This window comes from Promicromonospora thailandica (assembly GCF_024171955.1).
In the GTDB taxonomy this organism is placed as follows: Bacteria; Actinomycetota; Actinomycetes; order Actinomycetales; family Cellulomonadaceae; genus Promicromonospora; species Promicromonospora thailandica.
Genome location: NZ_JAMTCS010000009.1, coordinates 222,997 through 244,906 on the forward strand (window position 1 = coordinate 222,997; position 21,910 = coordinate 244,906).

Sequence of the window (21,910 nt, forward strand, 5' to 3'; positions counted from 1 at the left end):
TAACCGTGACTGAATCCGTGACCGGCGAGAACACCGTGGGCACGGTCGGCACCGCGCGCGTCAAGCGCGGTATGGCCGAGATGCTCAAGGGCGGCGTCATCATGGACGTCGTCACGCCCGACCAGGCGAAGATCGCCGAGGACGCGGGCGCGGTCGCCGTCATGGCGCTGGAGCGGGTGCCCGCCGACATCCGTGCCCAGGGCGGCGTGTCGCGTATGAGCGACCCCGACATGATCGACGGCATCATCGAGGCCGTCTCCATCCCCGTCATGGCGAAGGCCCGCATCGGCCACTTCGTCGAGGCGCAGGTGCTGCAGTCGCTCGGCGTCGACTACATCGACGAGTCCGAGGTGCTGACCCCCGCGGACTACACCAACCACATCGACAAGTGGAACTTCACCGTTCCTTTCGTGTGCGGTGCGACCAACCTGGGCGAGGCGCTGCGCCGCATCACCGAGGGCGCCGCGATGATCCGCTCGAAGGGCGAGGCCGGCACCGGCGACGTCTCGAACGCGACCACGCACATGCGCAAGATCCGCCAGGAGATCCGCCGCCTCACGGCGCTGCCGGAGGACGAGCTGTTCGTCGCCGCCAAGGAGCTTCAGGCGCCGTACGAGCTGGTCAAGGAGATCGCGACCACGGGCAAGCTCCCCGTCGTGCTGTTCACCGCGGGCGGCATCGCCACCCCGGCCGACGCCGCGATGATGATGCAGCTCGGCGCCGAGGGCGTGTTCGTGGGCTCCGGCATCTTCAAGTCGGGCAACCCCGAGCAGCGCGCCAAGGCGATCGTCCAGGCCACGACGTTCTTCGACGACGCCGACGTGATCGCCAAGGTCTCGCGCGGCCTCGGCGAGGCCATGGTGGGCATCAACGTCGAGGAGGAGCCGGCGCCGGTGCGGCTCGCGGAGCGGGGTTGGTGACGCTCTGTTCCCAGGGCGTTGATCTGCCCTGAGGCGGTTGACGAGGCCCTGCAGACTTCACCTCTGCAGGGCCTCGCTGTCTCCTCCAAGGAGGCTCGGCGCAGTCTGCGGTCAAGACGCTAAGGTCGTTCGTTCGCTGGTTCCTCACGGGTCAGGCTGTGCGTAAGTCGATCAGTGCGGATGGTTCCCGCGAACCTGGGTCGGGCTGGTCCTGCGAGCGCCGGGTCACGTGCTCACGGCGCTCGGTGTCCTTTCGGGGCGCTCACGTGGCTGGACAGCCGTGCGGCCAACCGCGAGCAGATCGAGCCGGCGACCGAGGCCAACGAGCGAGAGCGGGCCGACTGGCAGCGTGAGGCAGCTCAGCAGGCGGCGGAGTCGACGGCCGTAGCCGAGGCGCCCGTTCGCCTGTCCGCCGAGTACTCATTCTGGATGGGGCCGAAGGGCTACGCCTTTTCCGACGCGCTGTTGGATCTCGGCGGGATGCCGTGGGACTCGACTGCGACCCCCAGCGTGCGGATCAGCGGATTTCTCACTGCAGAACAGCGACTTGGGTTCTGCAGAACAGCGGGTTTGTGCTTGCAGAACAGCGACTTACAGGGTGTCATGGTGCTGTGACCTCGAACGACATTCTCTCCCGCCATGCCCTCTCGTGGGCGAAGGAACTCGTCGGCTCCTTCCCCGCCGTCGTCATCGAGGGTGCGCGACAGGTGGGCAAGAGCACGCTCGCCACGATGCTCGTCGAGGGCTCGGAACGGCCGGCGCGCTACCTCACCCTGGATGACGACGTGCAGCGGGCTGCCGCGCAGAACGACCCGCAGGCTTTCGTGAATCAGCTCCCCGACGGGATGCTCGTCATCGACGAGATCCAGCGTGCCCCCGAACTGCTGCTGCCGATCAAGGCGTCCATCGATCGACATCGCACCCCGGGCCGGTTCCTCCTCACCGGGTCGGCCGATCTGCTACGGCTCGAACGAACGCCCGACTCCCTCGCGGGCCGAGCCGTCACGCTGCCGCTGCGGACCTTGAGCCAGGGGGAGATCAACGGCCGCCTCGACGACTTCGTAACCCGTTTCGTGGCGGGGGTAGATCCCTTCGACGTCCGCTCGACGGTCTCGCGTGAGGACTACGCGAATCTTCTGGCAGCGGGCGGGTATCCGGAGGTCTTCCGACGCTCGCCGAGACTGCGAGCGGCCTGGTTCGATGGGTATGTAGACCGCATCGTCCAGCGCGACGCCCGCGATGTTCGGCGTCTGGTTGACGGCAACCGCTTGGCGACGGTCCTGCGCCTGGTCGCAGCGAACCAAGCCGGTGAGATGGTCCGCGCCCGCCTCTCGCGAGACGCCGATGTCCCTGAGACGACCATGACTGCATACCTCGATCTTGTCGAGACGCTGTATCTCGTCGAGAGGATTCGGCCGTGGACAGGGAACCTCACGACCCGCCAGACCGGCAAGGCCAAAGGCCTCATCACCGACTCCGCGCTCGCGATGCATCTCTCGGGTGTCACGGCTGCCCGTGCCTCCGCACTCGTCGGCGGTGGTGAGCTGCTGGGTCCTCTGCTGGAAGGTCTCGTGGTGTCCGAGCTGCGCAAGCAGCAGACCTGGAGTGACACGCGGTTCTCCGTCTTCCACTACCGCGAGACATCGGGTGTCGAGGTGGACGTTCTCCTTGAGCTCGACGACGGCCGTGTGCTCGGCCTCGAGGTGAAAGCGAAGCAGACCTACAAGCCCGAGCACTTCCGTGGTCTGCAGCGGCTTGCTGAGCGCCTGGGCGACAGGTTTCTTGGTGGAGTCGTGCTCGGTACAGCGGACCAGGGTGTGCGATTCGGCCAGAACCTCGTCGGGTTGCCCATCGCCTCCTTGTGGGAGCTCTGACACGACAATCCTGGACCACGGCATCAACGTCGACGAGATCCCGGAGCCGCACCGGCTGGCCGAGCGCGGCTGGAAATGGCCGGCCCTGTCGGGCGCGCCGCTACTCTGGCATGCATGTCCGACGACCACGCGCTCGATGCGCAGGTGCTGAACGGTCTGGTGCGCTCGGCGTCGGTCATCCGCGTGTACGACCGCGGTGCGTCGGGGAGCCCACCGCGCGACGTCGAGCCTGTGCTGACGATCAGCGATCGTGCTGAGCTCGACGAACTGGCCCGGTTGCTGGAGATCTCCCGATTCACGGGCATGTCCTGCATGTGCCTCGGCGACTCCGCGTTCGAGCTGCTGGACCACGAGGGCACCGGAATCGATGTCCTCGGCTGGCATCACGGCTCGACGCTCCGTTGGCAGGGCTCGCCTGAAGGCGATGTCGAGCTTGCGCACGGTCCGGAGCTCATCGCCTGGATGGCTGATCACGGCTATACGCACGCTGCTGGACGGGCCGACCGGCGCGAACAACAACGACGAGACCAGGCGCAGGCCCTCAAGTCCTGGACGACGGCCGCACCCGAGGCCGTTCGTGCAGAGGTTCCCCGCATACTCGCGGAGGCCGCTTCTGGGCTTTCCGAGCGACTGGTCGACGACCTCGCCGGGAGCCTTGCTGAGGCGCACCCGGGAGCACCCGACCAAGCGCTGGCGCTCCTGCGCTGGCGGTCAGGCGGCACCGGCCGCTACTCCGGTTACCCGGTGCACGAGGGGGTGGCGACGATCCTGCTCGAGCGGTTACCCCTGCAGGCAGTTTTCACAGCCTTGGCCGGTGTACCCGCTACCGACCCTGCATGGTCCGGCGCCGTCCGATACCTGCTGGCCTGGCGTCCCAAGGACATTGTCCTGTTGCGCCGCATTCAGGAGAGTGTCTGGAGCGTGCTTGCCCAGGTGGTGCACGACGAGGACGACAGCACGTGGGCCGACCGCTACGAGAGCTGCTACCGCCAGGTCCAGCACGCCCGCGCCCAGAGGGAGCGGGCCCGCCGACGCCTTCGTGACGGCTGAGACTTCGCTTGTAGCACTGGCTCGCGGACCGTGAGGTCAGCTGCGCCAGAGGGCGAGCGACTCCCAGCCCTGCGGAGCTCCCACCGATGCGACCGTCAGCGCATGCGAGATGGAAACTCCCGCAGCAGCGCTGCCAGCTGCTTCGCCCACTCCGCCGCGGTAGAGGACGGAGAGATGGCCCAGCTCAAGGATCTCGGTGAGCGCCCAGACCGGCATGCGGTCGTCGTACTTCTCCCGGAAATGCTCGACGAACTGCTCGTCGGAACCGGCTTTTCTGTCGTTGACGCGCTGGAGCCACTGCACCTGCCTGCTCGGTTCGGTGCTCCGGGCGGCGGTGCTCTCGGCGGTGAAGGCCTCGGTGAAGCAGTTCGGGTCCTCGTAGGAGAAGGGGGACCTCCTGCCGAGCACGTAGCCGATCCGCATGCGGACGGCGACCTCGATGCGTTCGACGCCGTCCATGACCGGCATCCGCAGCCGCCGGTCGAAGTCGATGATGTCCTCGGCGTGCCGCAGTGTCGTGCCCGACCGTGCCCCGCCAGCCGGTCGATCTGCTCGTCGACGGACAGCCACGGCTTCGCGTACTCCGCCGTCGCGCTCCCTGAAAAAGAAATCAGCCCGCGCCTTGCGGCAACGGGCTGATCGTGATGGATCCAGGCTAACGCGGGGAGCCTTGCTCGGCTCGAGAGGTGTCCGGCGTAGAACGCGGGGCGCGGGTGGCCGCGTGCGGAAAAGAGGGCGTGGTTCGTGAACACGAGCCGCTGACCGGGGTCGGTGGCGACCTGCACCTGCGCGTGACGGGGAGCCTCCGCCGACATTGTGCCTGCGGAGGCTCCACGCGCTCCGGAGATTCGCGGAATCACCGGGTTTCACCGTTGCAGAACAGCGACTTGCTTGGTGCAGAACGGCGACCTTCTGTCCCAACCTCGACGGGCCGGTGCCAACTTCGGTCAGCGTGGCGGTCCTTGCGAACCGCTACCGCAGCTCGATCCGGCTCACGCGCAGAAGACCGAGAACGAACGGCACCACGACCCACAGTCCGGTCGAGGCAAGGAGCGGCCCCACGGCCTCGGCGCTCATCTCGCCGTCGGCCAGCGGGACGGTCGTGCCGTTCAGGTCGAACCAGCTGGCGACGCCGCGGGAGCTCGACGTCGCCCTGGAGATCTCCCGCGGCGCCAGCAACGCGGAGATCGCCGCGCGGCTGTTCATCAGCGTCGCCACCGTCAAGGCGACGGTGACCCGCCTCTTCCTCAAGCTCGAGACCGACAACCGCGTGACCATCGCACTGCGGGTCCGCGACGCCGGGCTGCTCTGACGGCCCGGCCCTACCAGGGCGACGGCTCGTAGTCCTTGAGGAAGCAGCCGTACAGGTCGGTCCCGGCCTCGCCCCGCACGATCGGGTCGTAGACGCGCGCGGCGCCGTCGACCAGGTCGAGGGGCGCGTGCCAGCCCTCGGCGGCGAGCCGCAGCTTCTCCTCGTGCGGGCGCTCGTCCGTGATCCAGCCGGTGTCCACCGCGGTCATCAGCACCCGGTCCTTCTCGAACATCTCCCCGGCGGAGGTCCGGGTCAGCATGTTGAGGGCGGCCTTGGCCATGTTGGTGTGCGGGTGCCCGGCGCCCTTGTAGCGGCGGGAAAACTGGCCCTCCATCGCCGAGACGTTGACGACGTAGCCGCGCCGCGCCTTCGACGTCGCGGCCCGCATCGCGGGCCGCAGCCGGGAGATGAGCAGGAACGGTGCGATCGCGTTGCAGAGCTGGACCTCCAGGAGCTCCAGCGGGTCCACCTCGTCCACGACCTGGGTCCACGAGTTGTTCGTCTGCACGTCGGGCAGCAGCCCGCCGGCGTCGACGGCCGTGCCCGCCAGGTGCGCGTCCAGGGAGGCCGAGCCCGCCCGGAGCGCCAGCGCGGTGAGGGACGCCGCGGTGTGGGTCGCCACGGCGTCGTCCTGCGACTCGCCCTCGTGGTGCGCCACCGACAGGGCGGCCAGCGCCCCCGCGATGGCGGCGGGGTGCGCCGCCGAGACGTGGTCGAACGTGACCATCTCCGGGGCCTGGAGCCCGTGGGGGAGCGGGGGCACCGGGACCGACTCGCCCGCGACGAGCTGCGAGTAGGCGCCCGGCGAGCGGCGGACCGTCTGGCAGGCGTTGTTGATCAGGATGTCGAGCGGGCCGGCGGCGGCGACGTCGTCGGCCAGTGCGATGACCTGGGTGGGGTCGCGCAGGTCGATGCCGACGATCTTGAGCCGGTGCAGCCAGTCGGCGGCGTCGGGCATCGCCGAGAAGCGGCGCACCGCGTCCTTCGGGAACCGGGTGGTGATGGTCAGGTGGGCGCCGTCGCGCAGCAGGCGCAGCGCGATGTACATGCCGATCTTCGCCCGGCCGCCGGTGAGCAGCGCGCGCCGGCCGGTCAGGTCGGTGCGCTGCTCGCGCCGCACGTGGCTCGCCGCGGCGCAGTCCGGGCACAGCCAGTGGTAGAACGAGTCGACCAGCGTGTAGTCCGTCTTGCAGATGTAGCAGCCGCGGGCGGTGCGCAGCTCCCCGGCGAACGCACCCGGCGCCGTCGAGACCAGCGGGATGCCGGCGGTCTCGTCGTCGATCCGCGCCGCCGAGCCGGTCGCGGTCCGCTCGATGACGCTCCGGTCGTGGGCCTGCCGCTCCTCGCGGATCGCCGCCTTGCGCGACTTCTTGAGCAGCTTCCACATGTAGCCGGTCGCCTGCTTGACCGTCTGGACGTCGGGATGGGTGGGTTCCAGCTCATGGAGCCGGCCCAGCACCCGGAGGGTGGTGGCGAGCTCGTCCGGGTCGATCCCCGCTGTCGTTGGCACGCCGTAGGGTAACCGGCGCCCAGGGCGGCGTGCTGGGAGCCCGTGTGCGGAGCGGGCTCCCGTTGCTAGGGTGCACTGGACATCTGGGACAAATAGGCGTCCCGATGTGACGAAGACCTACGAGCCGACACCTGCCGTGATCCTGCGCTGCTCTTCGAGAGGAACTCCCCATGAACCTGAGCCGCAAAGAGATGCTGAGACTGATCGGGGCGGGAGCCGGCGCCGTGGCGCTCGGGTCTGCCGCGAGCCCTGCCGCCGGGTCGGAAACGGGCGGCCGGGGCGACATCGTGCGCGACGTCGCGGTGATCGGTGGCGGCGCGGCCGGGACGTACGCGGCGATCCGCCTCCGGGAGCTGGGGCAGAGCGTCGTCGTGGTCGAGCGCAACGGGCGGCTCGGCGGGCACACGCAGACGTACACCGACCCCGCCACGGGTGGCACCGTCGACATCGGCGTCGTCGTCTGGCACGACCAGCCCCTGGTGCGGCAGTGGTTCGAGCGCTTCGACATCCCGCTGCGCAAGGCGTCGTTCGGTGGCGAGACCCTCTACGTCGACCACCGCACGGGCCGTGCGGTACCGGACTACACGCCGCCGAACCCCGCCGCGGCGCTGGCCCTGTACGGCGAGCACCTCGCCAGGTTCCCGTACCTGGAGTACGGCTTCGAGCTGCCCGACCCGGTGCCGACGGACCTGCTGCTGCCGTTCGGCGAGTTCGTGCGCAGGTACGACCTCGACGCGGTGGTGCCGACCGTCTTCCAGTTCGGCCAGGGCCTGGGCGACCTGCTGCGTCAGCCGACCCTGTACGTGATGAAGAACTTCGGGTCGGACATCCTGCGCAACCTCCAGATCGGCTTCGTCAGCACCTCCCGCCGGGACAACAGCGAGCTGTACCGGAAGGCGCGCACCGAGCTGGGCGACGACGTGCTGCTGAACAGCCGGGTCGTGTCCACCGACCGGGACGGCGCGCGGCACGCCACCGTCCGCGTCGACACGCCCGCCGGCCGGCGCACGATCCGCGCGCGGAAGGTCCTGGTGACGATCCCGCCCCTGCTCGGCAACCTCGACGGGTTCGACCTCGACGGCCTCGAACGCCACCTCTTCGGCCAGTTCCGCAACAGCGCCTACTACACCGGCGTGCTGCGCGACTCCGGCATCCCCGACAGCCTGCAGGTGCGGTACATCGGCCTGGACACCCCGCACCACCTGCCCGAGCTCCCGGGCGTCTACAACATCGCCCCGACCGGCATCCCCGGCCTGCACAACGTCAAGTTCGGCAGCCCCGTCGCGCTGTCGGAGCGGGCGGTGCAGGCCGAGATCCGGGCGAGCGTGCGCCGCCTGGGCGAGGCCGGCACCCTGCCCGCCACACCCCCCGAGCTCGCCACCTTCGCCAGCCACACGCCGTTCGAGCTGACGGTGTCGGCCGAGGCCGTCCGTGCGGGCTTCTACCGCCGGCTGGGCTCGCTCCAGGGCCGCAACCGCACCTTCTACTCGGGGGCGGCGTTCCACACGCACGACTCGTCGTTGATCTGGCAGTTCACCGAGACGCTCCTGCCGCGCATCGCCACCGCCTGACCGGACGCCGGGATCAGCCCACCGGGACGATCCCGGCGCGTCCTTCCCAGGCCCCGTGCTCGGCCAGCGGCCGGAACCGGAACGTCGCGAACTCGTGGTGGAAGTCGCGGCGCCTGCGTTCGGCCATGGCGTCGGCGTGCCGCCGGTCCGGGGACACCGGACCGGCGGCACGACCGTGCACCACGGACTCCATCTCGCGCACCGTGCGCCACACGGAGAACGTCGCGATCGTGTGCGGCGGCCGGAAGGCGGCCAGGGCGAGCGTGGTTCCGGGGTGGTCGCGCACCTGGCGCTCGACCGGCTTGCCCCACCGCAGGAACCGGGGCACCTCGGGCAGCCGCATCCGCGCGACGGTCACCGCGACCACCGGTTCGTCCTGGTCCCAGGAGCCGGTCCGGGCCGGCAGCCCGGGCAGGGCCGCCAGCCTCGACCAGCGGCGCAGGTACTCCAGCCGCACGTGCCAGCCCGTCGCCAGGTGGCGCCCGAGCGTGTCGTCGGACAGGAAGCGGTCCACGGCGTCCTCATGGTGCCACTGGGCGAACACGGCGATCCGGCGCAGCTGCAGCCGGTCCAGGGAGACGGTGGGCGCGCCCAGGCGCATGAGAGCCAGACACTCCGCATGGTCCAGCCCGGGCACGGTGGTGGCGGACGGCGGCCGCACCAGCGCGCGGGCCGTCACACCGGCGGGCAGCTCGGCCAGGTGGAAGGTGTGGATCATCGGGCGCGCTCCATCCCGTGGTACGGGTCCGGCAGATGGTTCACGAGGACGGATTCTCGCAGGCTGTCCACGAATGACGTTGACGCGGCGCGGCCGGTCCCCTTGACTTCCGCATGCTGAGACTCCCCGCATGCTGAGCCCCGCGGAGCAGGCGCTCGAGGTCGCTCACACGCTCTGAGGCCGCGGCGGGCGCACCCTGCGGTCGGTTACGGTCGGGGCGTGCTGCTTCCTGACGTGTCGGTGCCCGGGGCCGACCTGCCCGTCCGGGAGGTCCTGCCCGCCACCGTCGACGCGGTGCGGTCGCACGGCACCGCCGTGCTCGTCGCACCGCCCGGCTCCGGCAAGACCTCGCTGCTGCCGCTCGCCCTGGCCGACGCGCTCGGCGGCACGGTCGTCGTCGCCGAACCGCGCCGCGTGGCGACCCGCGCGGCCGCCGCCCGCCTCGCCACCCTGATCGGTGAACCGCTCGGGCAGCGCGTCGGCCACGCCATGCGCGGCGAGCGCAGCGGCGGCACGGACCTCCGTGTCGAGGTGGTCACCACCGGCCTGCTCGTGCGGCGCCTGCAGCAGGACCCGGAGCTGCCGGGCGTCTCCGCGATCGTCATCGACGAGTGCCACGAACGGCACCTCGACGCGGACCTGCTGCTCGCCCTCTGCGTCGACGTGCGGACCAACCTCCGCGACGACCTGGCGCTCGTCGCGACCTCGGCCACCGCGGACACGGCGCGCCTGGGGAGCGCCCTCGGCTCCGCCGCACCCGCACCCGTGATCACCGCGTCGGCCGTGCGGTACGACGTGGCCGTCGAGTGGGCACCGCCGCCGGTCGCGACACCCCTGCTGCCCGGCGGGCGGGTCGACCCACGGCTGCTCGACCACGTCGCCGCCGTCGTGCGGCGGGCGCTCGCGGAGAACGAGGGCGACGTCCTCGTGTTCGTGCCGGGAGAGGCCGAGATCGACGGTGTGACCCGGCGGTTGGCCGGCGAGAACGTGCTGCCGCTGTTCGGCCGCCAGTCCCGGGCCGAGCAGGACCGTGCGCTGACGCCGTCCGGCACGCGCCGGACCGTGGTCACGACGTCGGTCGCGGAGAGCTCGCTGACCGTGCCGGGCGTGCGCGTGGTGGTGGACTCGGGGCTGGCCCGCGAGCCGCGCACCGACCAGTCCCGTGGCCTCGGTGCGCTGGTCACCCGGCGGGTGTCGCGGTCGTCGGCCGACCAGCGGGCGGGCCGCGCCGGACGCGAGGCTCCCGGCCGGGTCTACCGGTGCTGGTCCGCGACCGACCATGCCCGTCTCGACGACCACGCGGCGCCCGAGATCGCGACCGCCGACCTGGCGTCCTTCGCCCTCGACCTCGCGGCGTGGGGCGCGCCCGGCGGGGCGGGTCTGGCCCTGCTCGACGCGCCGCCGGAGGCGGCGATGACGGCGGCCACCGAGCTGCTGCGCCGGATCGAGGCCGTGGACGAGGACGGCCGGATCACGCGGCGCGGCCGGCGGATCGCGGCGGTAGGCGCGCACCCGCGCCTCGCACGAGCGCTGCTCGACGGCGCACCGCTGGTCGGCGCCGACCGGGCCCGCGAGGTCGTGGCGCTGCTGTCCGACGACGCGGGCCGCGGCTCGGGCGACGACCTCCCGGCCCGGTGGCGGGCCCTGCGCCGGGGCGAGGACCGCGGGGCCACCGCCCGCTGGCGCGAGGAGGTCAAGCGCCTCGGCCGCGGCGCGCCCGCCGGACGCGAGGCGCCGGGGGAGCCCGCACGGCGCGTGCCGGACGACCTCGCGGCGGGGATCGTGGTGGGCCTGGCGTACCCGGACCGGATCGCCAGGGTCCGGTCGACCGGTTCGGCCACCTATCAGATGTCCGGGGGTACCGGCGCCGCGCTGGACCCGCGGTCGCCGCTGCGGGGTACCGACTGGCTGGCCGTCGCGGTCGCGGACCGGGCGCCCGGCCGCGCCGACGCCCGGATCCGCTCGGCGGCGCCGATCGACGAGGCCACGGCGCGCGACGTCGCGGGCGACCTCGTCGCGACCACCGACCAGATCCGCTGGGACGACGACCGGGTGGTGACCCGTCGGGTCGAGACGCTCGGCGCGATCGTGCTGAACGACGCCCCGCTGACCCGGCCCGACCCGCTGCTCGTGCAGGCGGCGGTCCGCGACGGTCTGCGCCGCAGCGGGCTGTCCGTGCTGCACTGGTCGGAGGCGGCGCTCGCCCTGCGGGAGCGGCTCGCGTTCTGTCAAGCGCACCTCGGGGTGCCGTGGCCCGCTGTCGACGACGAGGCGCTGCTGGCCGGGCTGGACGACTGGCTCGGCACCGAGCTGGCCGCGGTCCGCGGCGCGCGTGACCTCGCCCGCATCGACGTGGCGGCCGGTCTTCGGCGGCTCCTGCCCTGGCCCGACGCGGCCCGGTTCGACGAGCTCGCGCCGGAGCGGATCATGGTGCCGTCGGGCTCCGCGGTGCGCCTCGCCTACGACGGCGCCGCGCCGCCGGTCCTCGCGGTGAAGCTGCAGGAGGTGTTCGGCTGGACCGCCACCCCGACCGTCGCGGACGGCCGCGTGCCGGTCGTGCTGCACCTGCTGTCTCCCGCCCGGCGCCCGGCCGCGATCACGAGCGACCTGGCGTCGTTCTGGCAGCAGGGCTACCCGCAGGTCCGGGCCGACCTGCGGGCGCGCTACCCCCGCCACCCGTGGCCGGAGGACCCGCTGTCAGCCGTGGCGACGGGGCGCGCGAAGCCCCGGCGGTGAGCGTCGAGGTCGGTCGCTTGTCACGAGATCGGTCCCTCGAAGGACCGATCTCGAGGCAACCGACCGACCTCGCCGCGCTCGGTGGTCACCCCTCCTGGGGTGTGACCCTGATGATCGTCTTGCCCGCGACGCGGCCGGTCGGGTTGAAGGCCTCGACCGCCTCGGTGAGCGGGTGCACGGCCGCGACGCGGGTCCGCAGCCGCCCCTCCCGCACGCGACGGGCCAGCTCGGTCAGCTGGGGGCGGCTCACCTCGACCACGAAGAACACCGCGCGTCCGCGCTCCGGCTGCCGCGCCGGCGGCTCGGCGACCGTGACGAAGGTGCCGCCCGGCCGGACCAGGTCGATCGAGCGGTCGCCGATCTCCCCGCCGATGACGTCGAGCACCAGGTCCACCGGCCCCACGGCACCGAGCTCGTCGGCGCCGAGGTCGACGAACTCGTGCGCGCCGAGGTCGAGCGCGGCGGCGCGGTCCGCGGTCCGGCCGGTACCGACGACGTGCGCCCCCGCCTCCCGGGCGAGCTGCGTCACGACGGAGCCGACGCCGCCCGCGGCGCCGTGCACCAGGACGCTCTGGCCGGCCTCGAGCCGCCCGTGCTCGAACAGGCCCTGCCACGCGGTCAGGCCCGAGATGGGCAGGCTCGCGGCCGTGACGACGTCGATGTCGGCCGGCAGCGGCGCGAGGTTGCGGGCCTCGACCGCCACGTACTCGGCGAGGGTGCCGTCTCGGGTCCAGTCCGCGAGCCCGAACACCCGCTGCCCGACGCCGAGCCCCGTCGTGCCGTACCCCAGCTCGGTGACGACACCGGCGAGCTCGTGCCCGGGAATGCTCGGCGTGCGGTCGCGGCCTGCCCGGTCCGTCCAGGTGGCGGGCCAGGTCAGCTCGCCGGGCGTGAAGCCGGAGGCGTGCACGCGCACGACGACGTCGTTCTCCGCCGGGGTCGGTTCCGGGCGGTCGGTCAGCCGCATGCCCGCGGTCCCGGCGTCGGGGTCGGTGACGGTGATGGCCTTCATCGGGGTCCTCCTGGTGCTGTGGTCTCGCCGCGCGTACGAGCTGTCACCACATGGACGAGGCAGGGGAGCCCGCTGTCAGGTCCGGCCGCCGGGCCACTGCGCGAGCTTGTGCGGGTTCCACTGGACCAGCACGTCGACGACGACGCCGTCGCGCACCACGAGCTCGAGCACGCCGGTCACCGCGCCGTCGTGCTCGAACGTCAGCACCCTGCCGTTGCCGGGGCCCGCCAGCACGACCGGGCTCTGCCGCGCGAGCACGCCGACCAGGAACCGTGCCACCTTGTCCGCCCCGCGCACGGGGTTGAGGGCGGCGCGGACGATACCGCCGCCGTCCGACCGGAGCGTCACCTCCGGGTGAAGGAGCCGCACGAGCGCGGTGACGTCGCCCGTGTTCGCCGCCTGCCGGAAGGTCGCGGTGAGGCGGGCGCTCGCGCCGCCGTCTGCCGCGGGTCCCGCTGCGGCGACGCGCGCGCGGGCCGACGACGCGAGCTGCCGCACCGCGCCCGGCGACCGGCCGAGGACCTCTGCGATCTCGGCGACGGGGTAGCCGAACACGTCACGCAGCACGAAAGCCACCCGCTCGGCCGGGGTCATGGACTCCATGACGGTCAGCAGCGCGAGGCTCACCGACTCCGCCCGTACGGCCCGGAGCTCGGGGTCGTCGTCGCGCGGTGCCGGCACGCCGTAGCGGCCGTCGGGGACGGGTTCGGGCAGCCACGGTCCCACGTAGCGTTCGCGCCGCCGGGGCGCGCTCTTGAGCACGTCCAGGCAGATCCGGCTGGTGGTCCGCACGAACCACCCCACCGGGTTGCCCACTGCCGCCCGCGCGGTGCCGTCGAGCCGGTACCAGCGCACGAACGCCTCCTGCACGGCGTCCTCGGCGTCGGCGACCGTCCCGAGCATGCGGTACGCGACGCCCACCAGCCGGTCGCGGTCGAGGTCCGGGACGGGCCAGCCCTGGGTCATGCGCCCATCATGCCCCCGACCGGAGCCGGGTCGTCGCCGGTTATCCTGGCTCGCATGTCCGTCACGACCTCCCTCGGGGACGACTGGGTCCCGGCGCCGGACGGCGTCCGCGAGCGCCACGCGGCCCGCGTCATCCTGGTGGACGACGCCGGCCGGGTGCTGGTGGTGCGCGGGCACGACGCGGACCAGCCGGAGCGCTCCTGGTGGTTCACCGTGGGCGGCGGCATCGACGCGGGGGAGACGCCGGTCGACGCCGCGCTGCGTGAGACGCGCGAGGAGGCCGGGCTGACGCTGGCCGCCGGTGACCTGGTGGGTCCGGTGCTGACCCGGACGGGCGTGTTCGAGTTCTTCGCGGAGACGTGCCGCCAGCACGAGGTGTTCTACCTGGCCCGGGTGGCGGACGCCGTCGAGGTGTCCGCGGCGGGGTGGACCGAGGCCGAGCGGGAGCTGCTGGACGAGATGGCCTGGCTGACGCCGGCGCAGCTGCGCGACCAGCCGCTGGAGGTGTTCCCGCCGGAGCTGCCCGACGTCGTCGACCACCTGGTGTCGGGGTGGGACGGCGAGGTGCGCCACCTGGGTGTCCAGCTGGACGACTGAGTGGTTTTGTACCGTCCGTAAGAACTGACATTCTCAGAATGCACCGCGACGGTCAGCAGATGTCGTCTCGGCACCGTTGAATCGACCTAACGGGTTGTTCCCGGTGCATTTCCGGCGCCATTCTTCAAGGATTTCGGGTGACGCCCGTTCTGCCCGTGCAACGTAGAGCAACCGTGCTTAGCGTGAAACGCGCAGGGGACTCCTACGGAAGGCGCACGTCATGGAACGACTTACCAAGGCCGCGCTCGCGACGGGCGGTGCTGCCGTGCTGCTGCTCGGCGGTGCGGGGACGATCGCGTACTGGACGGCCGAGGGAACGGCGGACGGCCCCGACATCGTCTCCGGCAGCTTTACGGTGGCCGCGACGGCGTGTGACGACACGTGGACCCTTGATGACGACACCCCGCTGCCCGCTGACGGCGCGATCGTGCCAGGAGAGACGGTCAGCCTGGAATGCGTCTATACGATGGAAGCCGAAGGCGAGCACCTGGCGTTGGGCGGCGTGGAGGTGAGCGCGCCGGAATGGGTGGAGGAGAACGCCTTCACGGCAGAGCTGACCCTTGCCGAACCGGTGGTCACGGTGAACGGTGGCGAGGCGACCTTGCCGGCGCCGATCGTCACGGGCGACACGGTGGGAGTCCTTCTTGGCGTGACGTTCGACGGTGAGACCGCCACCAACGACTCCCAGTCGCCGACGGGGGCGGAGCTGACGGCCGCTCTGGCCGAGGTCACCGTGACCATGACACAGGCGCACGCGGAGGCGGCCGGCTGACATGCGAACCGTGCTCCTCTTCCTGGGGCGCGTCGCCGCAGTGGTCGTGATCGTGCTCGGTGGGGCGGCCCTGGCCGCCGGCGTGCTGGTGCCCCGACTCACCGGGGCGACCCCGTACGTGGTGCTCAGTGGATCGATGGCGCCGACTCTGCCTGCGGGGGCGCTGGTCGTCGTACGCCCGGTGGATCCTGCGGGTATCCGGACCGGCGATGTCATCACCTATCAGGTCCGCTCGGGCGAGCCCGTCGTGGCGACGCACCGCGTGGTCGGGATCGGTTCCACCGCTGCGGGCGAGCGCACCTTTCGAACGCGGGGCGATGCGAACGGTGCCGATGACGTACATCCGGTCCGGGCGGTCCAGGTGCAGGGGCGCCTCTGGTACTTCGTGCCCTACCTCGGCCGGGCCGGCACGTTGCTGACGGGTGAGCAGCGCGAGACGCTGACCGCCGTGCTCGCGGTCGGGCTGATCGGATACGCGGGCTGGCAGGTCCGTGCCGCGGTCCAGGAGCGTCGGGCCGTGACGCAGACCGCGGGGACCGGACCGACCGCGAGGCGGTCGAGCTCTGCACGGGGGTCGTCCGGCGGGTCCCGGGCCACGGGACTGGTCCTTGCCGTCGTGTTGTCCGGATCGGTATGGACACCAGGGGCGCCGGCGCGAGCGGAGGCGGGTGCGCCGGACCGACCACCATCGGTGGGGCTCAGCCTGGACGGCCGGACGTGGAACCAGGACAGTGTCTCGCCGCTGTTCGACAGGGGGATGCGGTGGGTCCCGGGCGATGTGGCGAGTGCGACCTTCTACGTGCGCAACGACTCGCGGGCTCCCGTTGCAGGGCAGGCAGAGGTGCTGATGGGGCCCGGATCCGAGGTGCTGACACGCGAGCTGTCCTTCCGCACCCGGCTCGCCGGTGCGGCGTGGCGTCACGGCGTGCGGTCGGCTCCGGTAGTGCTCGCGCCGGGTGACGTGGTCCCGGTGGACGTCGAGGTGGCGTTCGCGTCAGGAGCCATGAACGAGACTCAGAGGTCGCGCGTGGCGCTCGAGATCCGCGTCGCGCTGACGGACGTCGCGGTGCCGCCAGGGCAGGAGCCAGGTGCGCCGGTGGCCCCGGAGCAAGAACCGCTGGCCCCGACGGGAGCGAACCCGCTCGTTCTGCTGCTCCTGGCCGTGGCCGCGGTGCTTGCCGGGACGGCCCTGTGGAGGCGGCATGGCTGAGAGAAGGTACCGGGCAGGCGTCGTGGCGCTGCTCGTCCTGGCGCTCTGCGCGAGCGGTGGTGTCGCATGGGCGTGGTGGTCGGTCGCAGGGACGGCCCAGGCGCCGCCCGTGGCATCGGGCCGGCTGGACCTGACAGGTGGACCGGCGACCGGTCAGGAGTTCCTTGTGGGTCCGGGCGGCACTTGGTCCTACCCGGTGCTCACCCTGCCTGCGGCGCTCCCCGGGGAGAGCGTCGCGCGGGCGATGGTGCTGCGCGCCGGCGGGACCACCGACCTGACGGTCTCGGGCACGGTGTCGGCGGAGTCCGACGTGCTGGGGCCGGACCTCCTGGTCACCGTGACCCGGGACGGTGCGCCCAGCAACACGACGGTGGACGGGTTGCGAACCGGGACCTGCTCCGGAACCACCCTCGTCACCAGGCAGCCGGTCGGTACGACGCCGTCGACGTTCCTGCCTGGCACCTTCGCCGCGGCGGAGACCGTGATCACCCTGTGCGTGGTGCTCGGGCTCGACAGCGATGCGCCGAGCAGCGTGCAGAACCAGACCACCACGGTCGCGTTCGCGGTCTCCGCACGGCAGGCGGCGGCGCCATGAGACGTGCACGGTTGCGGCTGGTGATGGTGGCGCTGGCGCTGCTGCTGCTCGCGGGCGGTACGGTTTCGGCGTGGGCCTGGTGGACCGACCAGGGGACAGTGCGGTCCGGAGCCGTGGCGACGGCGGTCTTGCCCGCGCCGACCGCACGGTGCGGTGCGGTCGGCGTCGCATCGGTGAGGTTCGACTGGACCTCTGTGACCGGCGCGACGAGGTACGTGGTGCACTACGGGGCGAACGGCGCGCGTACGCAGGTGACCACGGGGACGAGCTTCCTCGCCCTGGACCTGATCGGGCAGGGCACGTTCTGGGTCACCGCACAGCGGCAGTTCACGGGCACCACGTGGACGTCGGTCCCGTCGAACCGGCTCACCTACACCGTGGCGGCGGTCTCGCTGTGCGGCTGAGGCCCCCGTCGGGCTCTGGCGCGCGCCGTAGAATGGTGGGTTGTGATCACCCCGACCATCGGCGTCCTCGCCCTGCAGGGCGACGTCCGCGAGCACCTGGTAGCCCTCGAGTCCGTGGGGGCGCGCGCCGTGACGGTGCGACGTCCCGCCGAGCTGACCGCCGTGGACGGCCTCGTCCTGCCCGGCGGCGAGTCCACGACGATCGACAAGCTGCTGCGCATCTTCGACCTGCGCGACCTGCTGCAGGCGCGCATCAAGGAGGGCCTGCCGGTCTACGGCTCGTGCGCGGGGATGATCCTTCTCGCCGACCGGATCCTGGACGGCACGGCCGACCAGCAGACGGTGGGCGGCATGGACGTCGTGGTGCGGCGCAACGCGTTCGGCCGCCAGGTCGACTCGTTCGAGACGGACCTCGAGCTCACGGGAATCTCCGACGTCGGTGACGGCGGCCCGGTGCGCACCGCGTTCATCCGCGCGCCCTGGATCGAGGAGGCCGGCCGGGACGTCGAGGTGCTGGCGCGCATCCCGGCTGTGGATACGCAAGGCCGTCCGGTGGCGGCCGCCGGTAGAATTGTCGCAGCACGGCAGGGGCCGCTGCTCGCCACCGCGTTCCACCCCGAGATCACGGGGGACACGCGTGTGCACGGGCTGTTCGCCGGCATGGTTGCGGGCGGCTGAGCGGTCGTCCCGGTACCGTTCGACGCCACTGCACCAGTCACCGCACACGAGTCACCGTAAACGCAAGGAGTCAGGTAAAGGCATGTCAGGTCACTCCAAGTGGGCCACGACCAAGCACAAGAAGGCCGCGATCGACGCCAAGCGCGGCAAGCTCTTCGCGAAGCTGATCAAGAACATCGAGGTCGCGGCGCGGACGGGCGGGGGCGACCTCGCCGGTAACCCGACGCTGTTCGACGCGGTCCAGAAGGCGAAGAAGTCGTCGGTCCCCAACGACAACATCGATCGTGCGGTCAAGCGCGGCTCCGGCGAGGGCGCCGACGCCGTCGACTACCAGACGATCATGTACGAGGGCTACGGCACGAACGGCATCGCCGTCCTGGTGGAGTGCCTCACCGACAACAAGAACCGCGCCGCCTCCGAGGTGCGCCTGGCGTTCTCCCGCAACGGCGGCAACCTCGCCGACCCGGGATCGGTGTCGTACCTGTTCTCCCGCAAGGGCCTGATCGTGGTGCCGAAGGCCGACGGGGTGGGCGAGGACGAGGTCATGCTCGCCGCGCTCGACGCCGGCGCCGAGGACGTCACCGACCAGGGCGAGGTCATCGAGGTCCTCACCGAGGCCACCGACCTGGTGTCCGTGCGCACGGCCATCCAGGAGGCCGGCATCGAGTACGACTCGGCCGACGTGATCTTCCACCCCTCCATGCAGGTCGAGGTGGACGTCGAGGGCGCCCGCAAGATCATGCGCCTCATCGACGCGCTCGAGGACAGCGACGACGTGCAGAACGTCTACGCCAACTTCGACGCGAGCGACGAGGTCATGGCGGCACTCGACGACGAGGAGTGACGCAGGCGAGTCGTCGCAGCACCGCGGAACGCGCATGAGAGGGTTTCCTCCGTGCGCGTTCTCGGTGTTGACCCCGGTCTGACCAGGTGCGGCGTCGGAGTCGTCGACTCCCTGCCGGGACGCCGCGCCCGGATGGTGGCCGTCGGCGTGATCCGGTCGGACGCCGACCTCTCGACCGACCTGCGCCTGCTCCGGATCGCCGAGGGCCTGGACCGGTGGCTCGACGAGCACGTGCCCGACGTGGTCGCGGTCGAGCGGGTCTTCGCGCAGCACAACGTCGGCACGGTGATGGGCACCGCCCAGGCGGCGGGCCTGGCCATGGTGGCGGCCGCCCGGCGGAACGTGCCCGTCGCGCTGCACACCCCGTCCGAGGTGAAGGCCGCGGTGACCGGTTCCGGCCGCGCCGACAAGGCCCAGGTGACGACCATGATCACCCGCATCCTCGACCTCGAGGAGGCGCCCCGGCCGGCCGACGCCGCCGACGCCCTCGCGCTCGCCGTCTGCCACCTGTGGCGTCCCGCCGGGGCCCTGCAGGGCGGCGACCGGCACGAGCTCACGCCCGCCCAGCGGGCCTGGGCCGCCGCAGAACAGGCCGCCAAGCAGCGCCCCCGACGCTGACGGCCTGCCTCGCCCCGCCGCATGCCGACTGCAGACTTCCTCGCCCGGGAGCTGTCGACTGCAGAGTTCCTGACGCCCTCGGGGGCGCCAGGCGTCATCAACTCTGCAGTCGACGGGCGGCGCCGCCGCGGGCGGGAGACACCCGGCGTGGGGGGCCGGCGCCGGCGTGCCGGGTTGTTAGGGTTCTCGCACGGGCGTTCGACCCGTGAACGGCACGCACAGCCGGAGAGCACGCTGAGGAGGGGGAGCCCGTGATCGCCTCGCTGACCGGGACGGTGGCCCACGTGGGCCTGGACCGCGCGGTGGTGGACGTCGGCGGCGTCGGCTACCTCGTGCACGCCACGCCCACGACGCTCGCCACGCTACGCCACGGCGAGACGGCCACCGTCGCCACCAGCATGGTCGTCCGCGAGGACTCGATGACCCTGTACGGGTTCGGCGACGCCGACGAGCGGGACGTGTTCGAGGTGGTGCAGACGGTCTCCGGCGTCGGCCCGCGCCTCGCGCTCGCGATGCTCGCGGTGCACACCCCCGACGCCCTGCGCCGCGCGGTCGCGGGGGAGGACCTCGCCGCCCTCACCCGCGTGCCCGGCATCGGCAAGAAGGGCGCCCAGCGGATCGTCCTGGAGCTGGGCGACCGGCTCGGGCCCGCGACCGGCACCGGGACCGCGGGGCCCACGCCCGACGCCGCGCCGGTCGTCGGCGACCACACCGAGCGGGTCGTGGAGGCCCTGACCGGCCTCGGCTGGCCTGCCAAGCAGGCCGACGAGGCCGTCGCGAAGGTGCTGGCCGAGACCGGCGCCGAGACGGTCGCCGCCGACGAGGTGGCGTCCACGCTGCGCGCCGCGCTGCGCCTGCTGGGAGGCCACCGTGGCTGAGGTCTCGACCGAGGCGGACGGTACGGGGCGCATCGTCGCCCCCAGCGCCGACGAGGTCGAGCGTGCCGCCGAGGCCGCGCTGCGCCCCAAGCGGCTCGACGACTTCGTGGGCCAGCAGGTCGTGCGCGACCAGCTCTCCCTCGTGCTCCAGGCCGCCCTCGCCCGCGGCAACCCGCCCGACCACGTGCTCCTGTCCGGCCCGCCCGGCCTGGGCAAGACCACCCTGGCCATGATCATCGCGGGCGAGCTCGAGTCCCACCTGCGGCTCACCAGCGGCCCGGCCATCCAGCACGCCGGCGACCTCGCCGCCGTCCTGTCCTCCCTGGAGGAGGGCGACGTGCTGTTCATCGACGAGATCCACCGGCTCGCCCGGCCCGCCGAGGAGCTCCTGTACGTCGCCATGGAGGACTTCCGGGTCGACGTCGTGGTCGGCAAGGGCGCCGGCGCCTCCGCGATCCCGCTCGCCCTGCCCCGGTTCACCGTGGTCGGCGCCACCACCCGCTCCGGCCTGCTGCCCGCCCCGCTGCGCGACCGCTTCGGGTTCACCGGCCACATGGACTACTACTCGGCCGCGGAGCTGGAACGCGTGATCCTGCGCTCCTCCGGGCTGCTCGGAGTCCACCTCGAGCACGCGGCCGCCCACGAGATCGCCGGCCGCTCCCGCGGCACCCCCCGCATCGCCAACCGGCTGCTGCGCCGTGTGCGCGACTGGGCACAGGTGCGCGGCGACGGCCGGCTCGACCTGCACGCCGCCCGGTCGGCCCTGGAGGTCTACGAGGTGGACCCCATCGGCCTGGACCGCCTCGACCGCGCCGTCCTCACCGCGCTGTGCACCCGGTTCGGTGGCGGCCCCGTGGGCCTGTCCACCCTCGCCATGACCGTGGGGGAGGAGGCCGAGACCGTCGAGACCGTCGCGGAGCCCTACCTCGTGCGCGAGGGGCTGATCGGCCGCACCCCGCGCGGCCGCGTGGCCACGCTCGCCGCCTGGGAGCACCTGGGCCTCACGCCGCCCCCGCAGCAGGGAACGCAGGGAACTTTGCCCGAGCTCTGACGTTGTCCCAGTGGCGCCGTCCGCCGCGATCCGAGGATTCGCCCCGAGCACTACACTGGTGGGGTCCTCGTCGTACCTGTGCGTGACGTGCGTGCGTGGCACACCCGACCCAGCAATCGAACAGGACCATCCACTGTGGACCCCACATTCCTCATCCTCATCGCGATCCTCCTCGTGGTGATGTTCTTCATGTCCTCCCGCACCCGCAAGCAGCAGCGCGAGGCGGCCGAGTTCCGGAACAACCTCACGATCGGGACCAAGGTCATGACCGCCTCCGGCATGATCGGCACCGTCGTCGACGTCGACGAGTCCACGGACCAGGTGACCATCGAGTCCTTCCCGGGCAGCCCCACGACCTGGCTCCGCGCCGCCATCGCGAAGAAGATCGACGAGCCCGTCGCCGACGACGACGCGGCCGATGAGGCCGACGTCACATCGAACAGCGAAACGGCAAGTACCATCACCCCGGACGCGAACGACGTTCCCGACGATCTCTCCGGCCTGGACACCGCCCAGCGCGAGTACCGGGAGCAGCAGCGACGGGACGCCGACGCGGACGGCAAGTGACGGCCGCGCCGTCCGGTGACCCCGGAC

The 21,910-nt window shown here is 72.1% G+C and carries 22 protein-coding genes; 17 read left to right on the forward strand and 5 right to left on the reverse strand.

The features are described from left to right. Positions 1–5: 5 nt before the first annotated feature. The 3 genes from pdxS (at position 6) to APR03_RS15975 (ending at position 3,844) form a co-directional block, all read left to right on the forward strand. Positions 6–920, forward strand: coding sequence for a pyridoxal 5'-phosphate synthase lyase subunit PdxS (pdxS, locus tag APR03_RS15965; protein ID WP_308216507.1), 915 nt, complete (start codon positions 6–8; stop codon positions 918–920). 611 nt (positions 921–1,531) lie between these two features. Next, a complete protein-coding gene (locus tag APR03_RS15970) occupies positions 1,532–2,794 on the forward strand; it encodes an ATP-binding protein (protein ID WP_253837158.1) in 1,263 nt (420 codons plus the stop codon). Between the two features lie 114 nt (positions 2,795–2,908). Continuing rightward, the gene (locus APR03_RS15975) at positions 2,909–3,844 is read left to right on the forward strand and encodes a hypothetical protein (protein ID WP_253837159.1); all 936 of its coding nucleotides are present in this window, start codon (positions 2,909–2,911) and stop codon (positions 3,842–3,844) included. A gap of 36 nt (positions 3,845–3,880) precedes the next feature. On the opposite strand, the gene APR03_RS25460 is transcribed toward APR03_RS15975, so the two are convergent. Further along, positions 3,881–4,312, reverse strand: a complete 432-nt coding sequence (locus tag APR03_RS25460) for an Abi family protein (RefSeq protein WP_253837160.1) — start codon at positions 4,310–4,312, stop codon at positions 3,881–3,883. 634 nt (positions 4,313–4,946) lie between these two features. Here APR03_RS25460 and APR03_RS25285 point away from each other — a divergent pair. Continuing rightward, on the forward strand, positions 4,947–5,156 hold the full coding sequence (locus APR03_RS25285; protein WP_253837161.1) for a response regulator transcription factor: 210 nt from the start codon (positions 4,947–4,949) through the stop codon (positions 5,154–5,156). A 10-nt stretch (positions 5,157–5,166) separates the two neighbouring features. On the opposite strand, the gene APR03_RS15990 is transcribed toward APR03_RS25285, so the two are convergent. Beyond that, positions 5,167–6,666 (reverse strand): SDR family NAD(P)-dependent oxidoreductase, encoded by a 1,500-nt coding sequence (locus APR03_RS15990; RefSeq protein WP_253837162.1) that lies wholly within the window; start codon positions 6,664–6,666, stop codon positions 5,167–5,169. 170 nt (positions 6,667–6,836) lie between these two features. On the opposite strand from APR03_RS15990, the gene APR03_RS15995 reads away from it, so the two are divergent. Next, positions 6,837–8,237: an FAD-dependent oxidoreductase gene (locus APR03_RS15995; protein WP_253837163.1), complete on the forward strand. Its 1,401-nt coding sequence runs from the start codon at positions 6,837–6,839 to the stop codon at positions 8,235–8,237. Between the two features lie 13 nt (positions 8,238–8,250). On the opposite strand, the gene APR03_RS16000 is transcribed toward APR03_RS15995, so the two are convergent. Then, a complete protein-coding gene (locus tag APR03_RS16000; RefSeq protein ID WP_253837165.1) occupies positions 8,251–8,955 on the reverse strand; it encodes a hypothetical protein in 705 nt (234 codons plus the stop codon). A 219-nt stretch (positions 8,956–9,174) separates the two neighbouring features. Between APR03_RS16000 and hrpB the strand changes: the two genes are divergently transcribed. Continuing rightward, the gene (gene hrpB / locus APR03_RS16005) at positions 9,175–11,691 is read left to right on the forward strand and encodes an ATP-dependent helicase HrpB (protein ID WP_253837167.1); all 2,517 of its coding nucleotides are present in this window, start codon (positions 9,175–9,177) and stop codon (positions 11,689–11,691) included. Between the two features lie 85 nt (positions 11,692–11,776). Here hrpB and APR03_RS16010 read toward each other — a convergent pair whose 3' ends face one another. Continuing rightward, the gene (locus APR03_RS16010; RefSeq protein ID WP_253837168.1) at positions 11,777–12,703 is read right to left on the reverse strand and encodes an NADP-dependent oxidoreductase; all 927 of its coding nucleotides are present in this window, start codon (positions 12,701–12,703) and stop codon (positions 11,777–11,779) included. Between the two features lie 75 nt (positions 12,704–12,778). Continuing rightward, positions 12,779–13,669 carry an RNA polymerase sigma factor SigJ gene (gene sigJ, locus APR03_RS16015; RefSeq protein WP_253837169.1) on the reverse strand — a complete coding sequence of 297 codons (891 nt, stop codon included), beginning with the start codon at positions 13,667–13,669 and terminating at the stop codon, positions 12,779–12,781. A gap of 54 nt (positions 13,670–13,723) precedes the next feature. Here sigJ and APR03_RS16020 point away from each other — a divergent pair, with 54 nt between their 5' ends. The 11 genes from APR03_RS16020 to yajC all read left to right on the forward strand — a co-directional run bounded on the left by APR03_RS16020 (position 13,724) and on the right by yajC (position 21,883). Next, the gene (locus APR03_RS16020; protein ID WP_253837170.1) at positions 13,724–14,266 is read left to right on the forward strand and encodes an NUDIX hydrolase; all 543 of its coding nucleotides are present in this window, start codon (positions 13,724–13,726) and stop codon (positions 14,264–14,266) included. A 220-nt stretch (positions 14,267–14,486) separates the two neighbouring features. Continuing rightward, a complete protein-coding gene (locus APR03_RS16025; RefSeq protein WP_253837171.1) occupies positions 14,487–15,038 on the forward strand; it encodes an alternate-type signal peptide domain-containing protein in 552 nt (183 codons plus the stop codon). A gap of 1 nt (position 15,039) precedes the next feature. Further along, a complete protein-coding gene (locus tag APR03_RS16030; RefSeq protein WP_253837172.1) occupies positions 15,040–16,248 on the forward strand; it encodes a signal peptidase I in 1,209 nt (402 codons plus the stop codon). Next, entirely contained in the window at positions 16,241–16,843 is a 603-nt protein-coding gene (locus APR03_RS16035; RefSeq protein ID WP_253837173.1) for a hypothetical protein, read from the forward strand. The genes APR03_RS16030 and APR03_RS16035 overlap by 8 nt, the downstream gene beginning before the upstream one ends. After that, positions 16,840–17,247 (forward strand): hypothetical protein, encoded by a 408-nt coding sequence (locus tag APR03_RS16040; RefSeq protein WP_253837174.1) that lies wholly within the window; start codon positions 16,840–16,842, stop codon positions 17,245–17,247. Before APR03_RS16035 ends, APR03_RS16040 begins: the two co-directional genes overlap by 4 nt. Positions 17,248–17,289: 42 nt before the next feature. Then, entirely contained in the window at positions 17,290–17,925 is a 636-nt protein-coding gene (gene pdxT, locus APR03_RS16045) for a pyridoxal 5'-phosphate synthase glutaminase subunit PdxT (protein WP_253837176.1), read from the forward strand. Between the two features lie 82 nt (positions 17,926–18,007). Next, entirely contained in the window at positions 18,008–18,769 is a 762-nt protein-coding gene (locus APR03_RS16050) for a YebC/PmpR family DNA-binding transcriptional regulator (protein ID WP_253837178.1), read from the forward strand. A gap of 51 nt (positions 18,770–18,820) precedes the next feature. After that, positions 18,821–19,387, forward strand: a complete 567-nt coding sequence (gene ruvC, locus APR03_RS16055; protein WP_253837180.1) for a crossover junction endodeoxyribonuclease RuvC — start codon at positions 18,821–18,823, stop codon at positions 19,385–19,387. Between the two features lie 251 nt (positions 19,388–19,638). Next, positions 19,639–20,265 carry a Holliday junction branch migration protein RuvA gene (ruvA, locus tag APR03_RS16060; RefSeq protein ID WP_253837182.1) on the forward strand — a complete coding sequence of 209 codons (627 nt, stop codon included), beginning with the start codon at positions 19,639–19,641 and terminating at the stop codon, positions 20,263–20,265. Further along, positions 20,258–21,316, forward strand: coding sequence for a Holliday junction branch migration DNA helicase RuvB (ruvB, locus tag APR03_RS16065; protein ID WP_253837184.1), 1,059 nt, complete (start codon positions 20,258–20,260; stop codon positions 21,314–21,316). The genes ruvA and ruvB overlap by 8 nt, the downstream gene beginning before the upstream one ends. 135 nt (positions 21,317–21,451) lie before the next feature. Further along, entirely contained in the window at positions 21,452–21,883 is a 432-nt protein-coding gene (gene yajC, locus APR03_RS16070) for a preprotein translocase subunit YajC (RefSeq protein ID WP_253837186.1), read from the forward strand. Positions 21,884–21,910 lie beyond the last annotated feature (27 nt).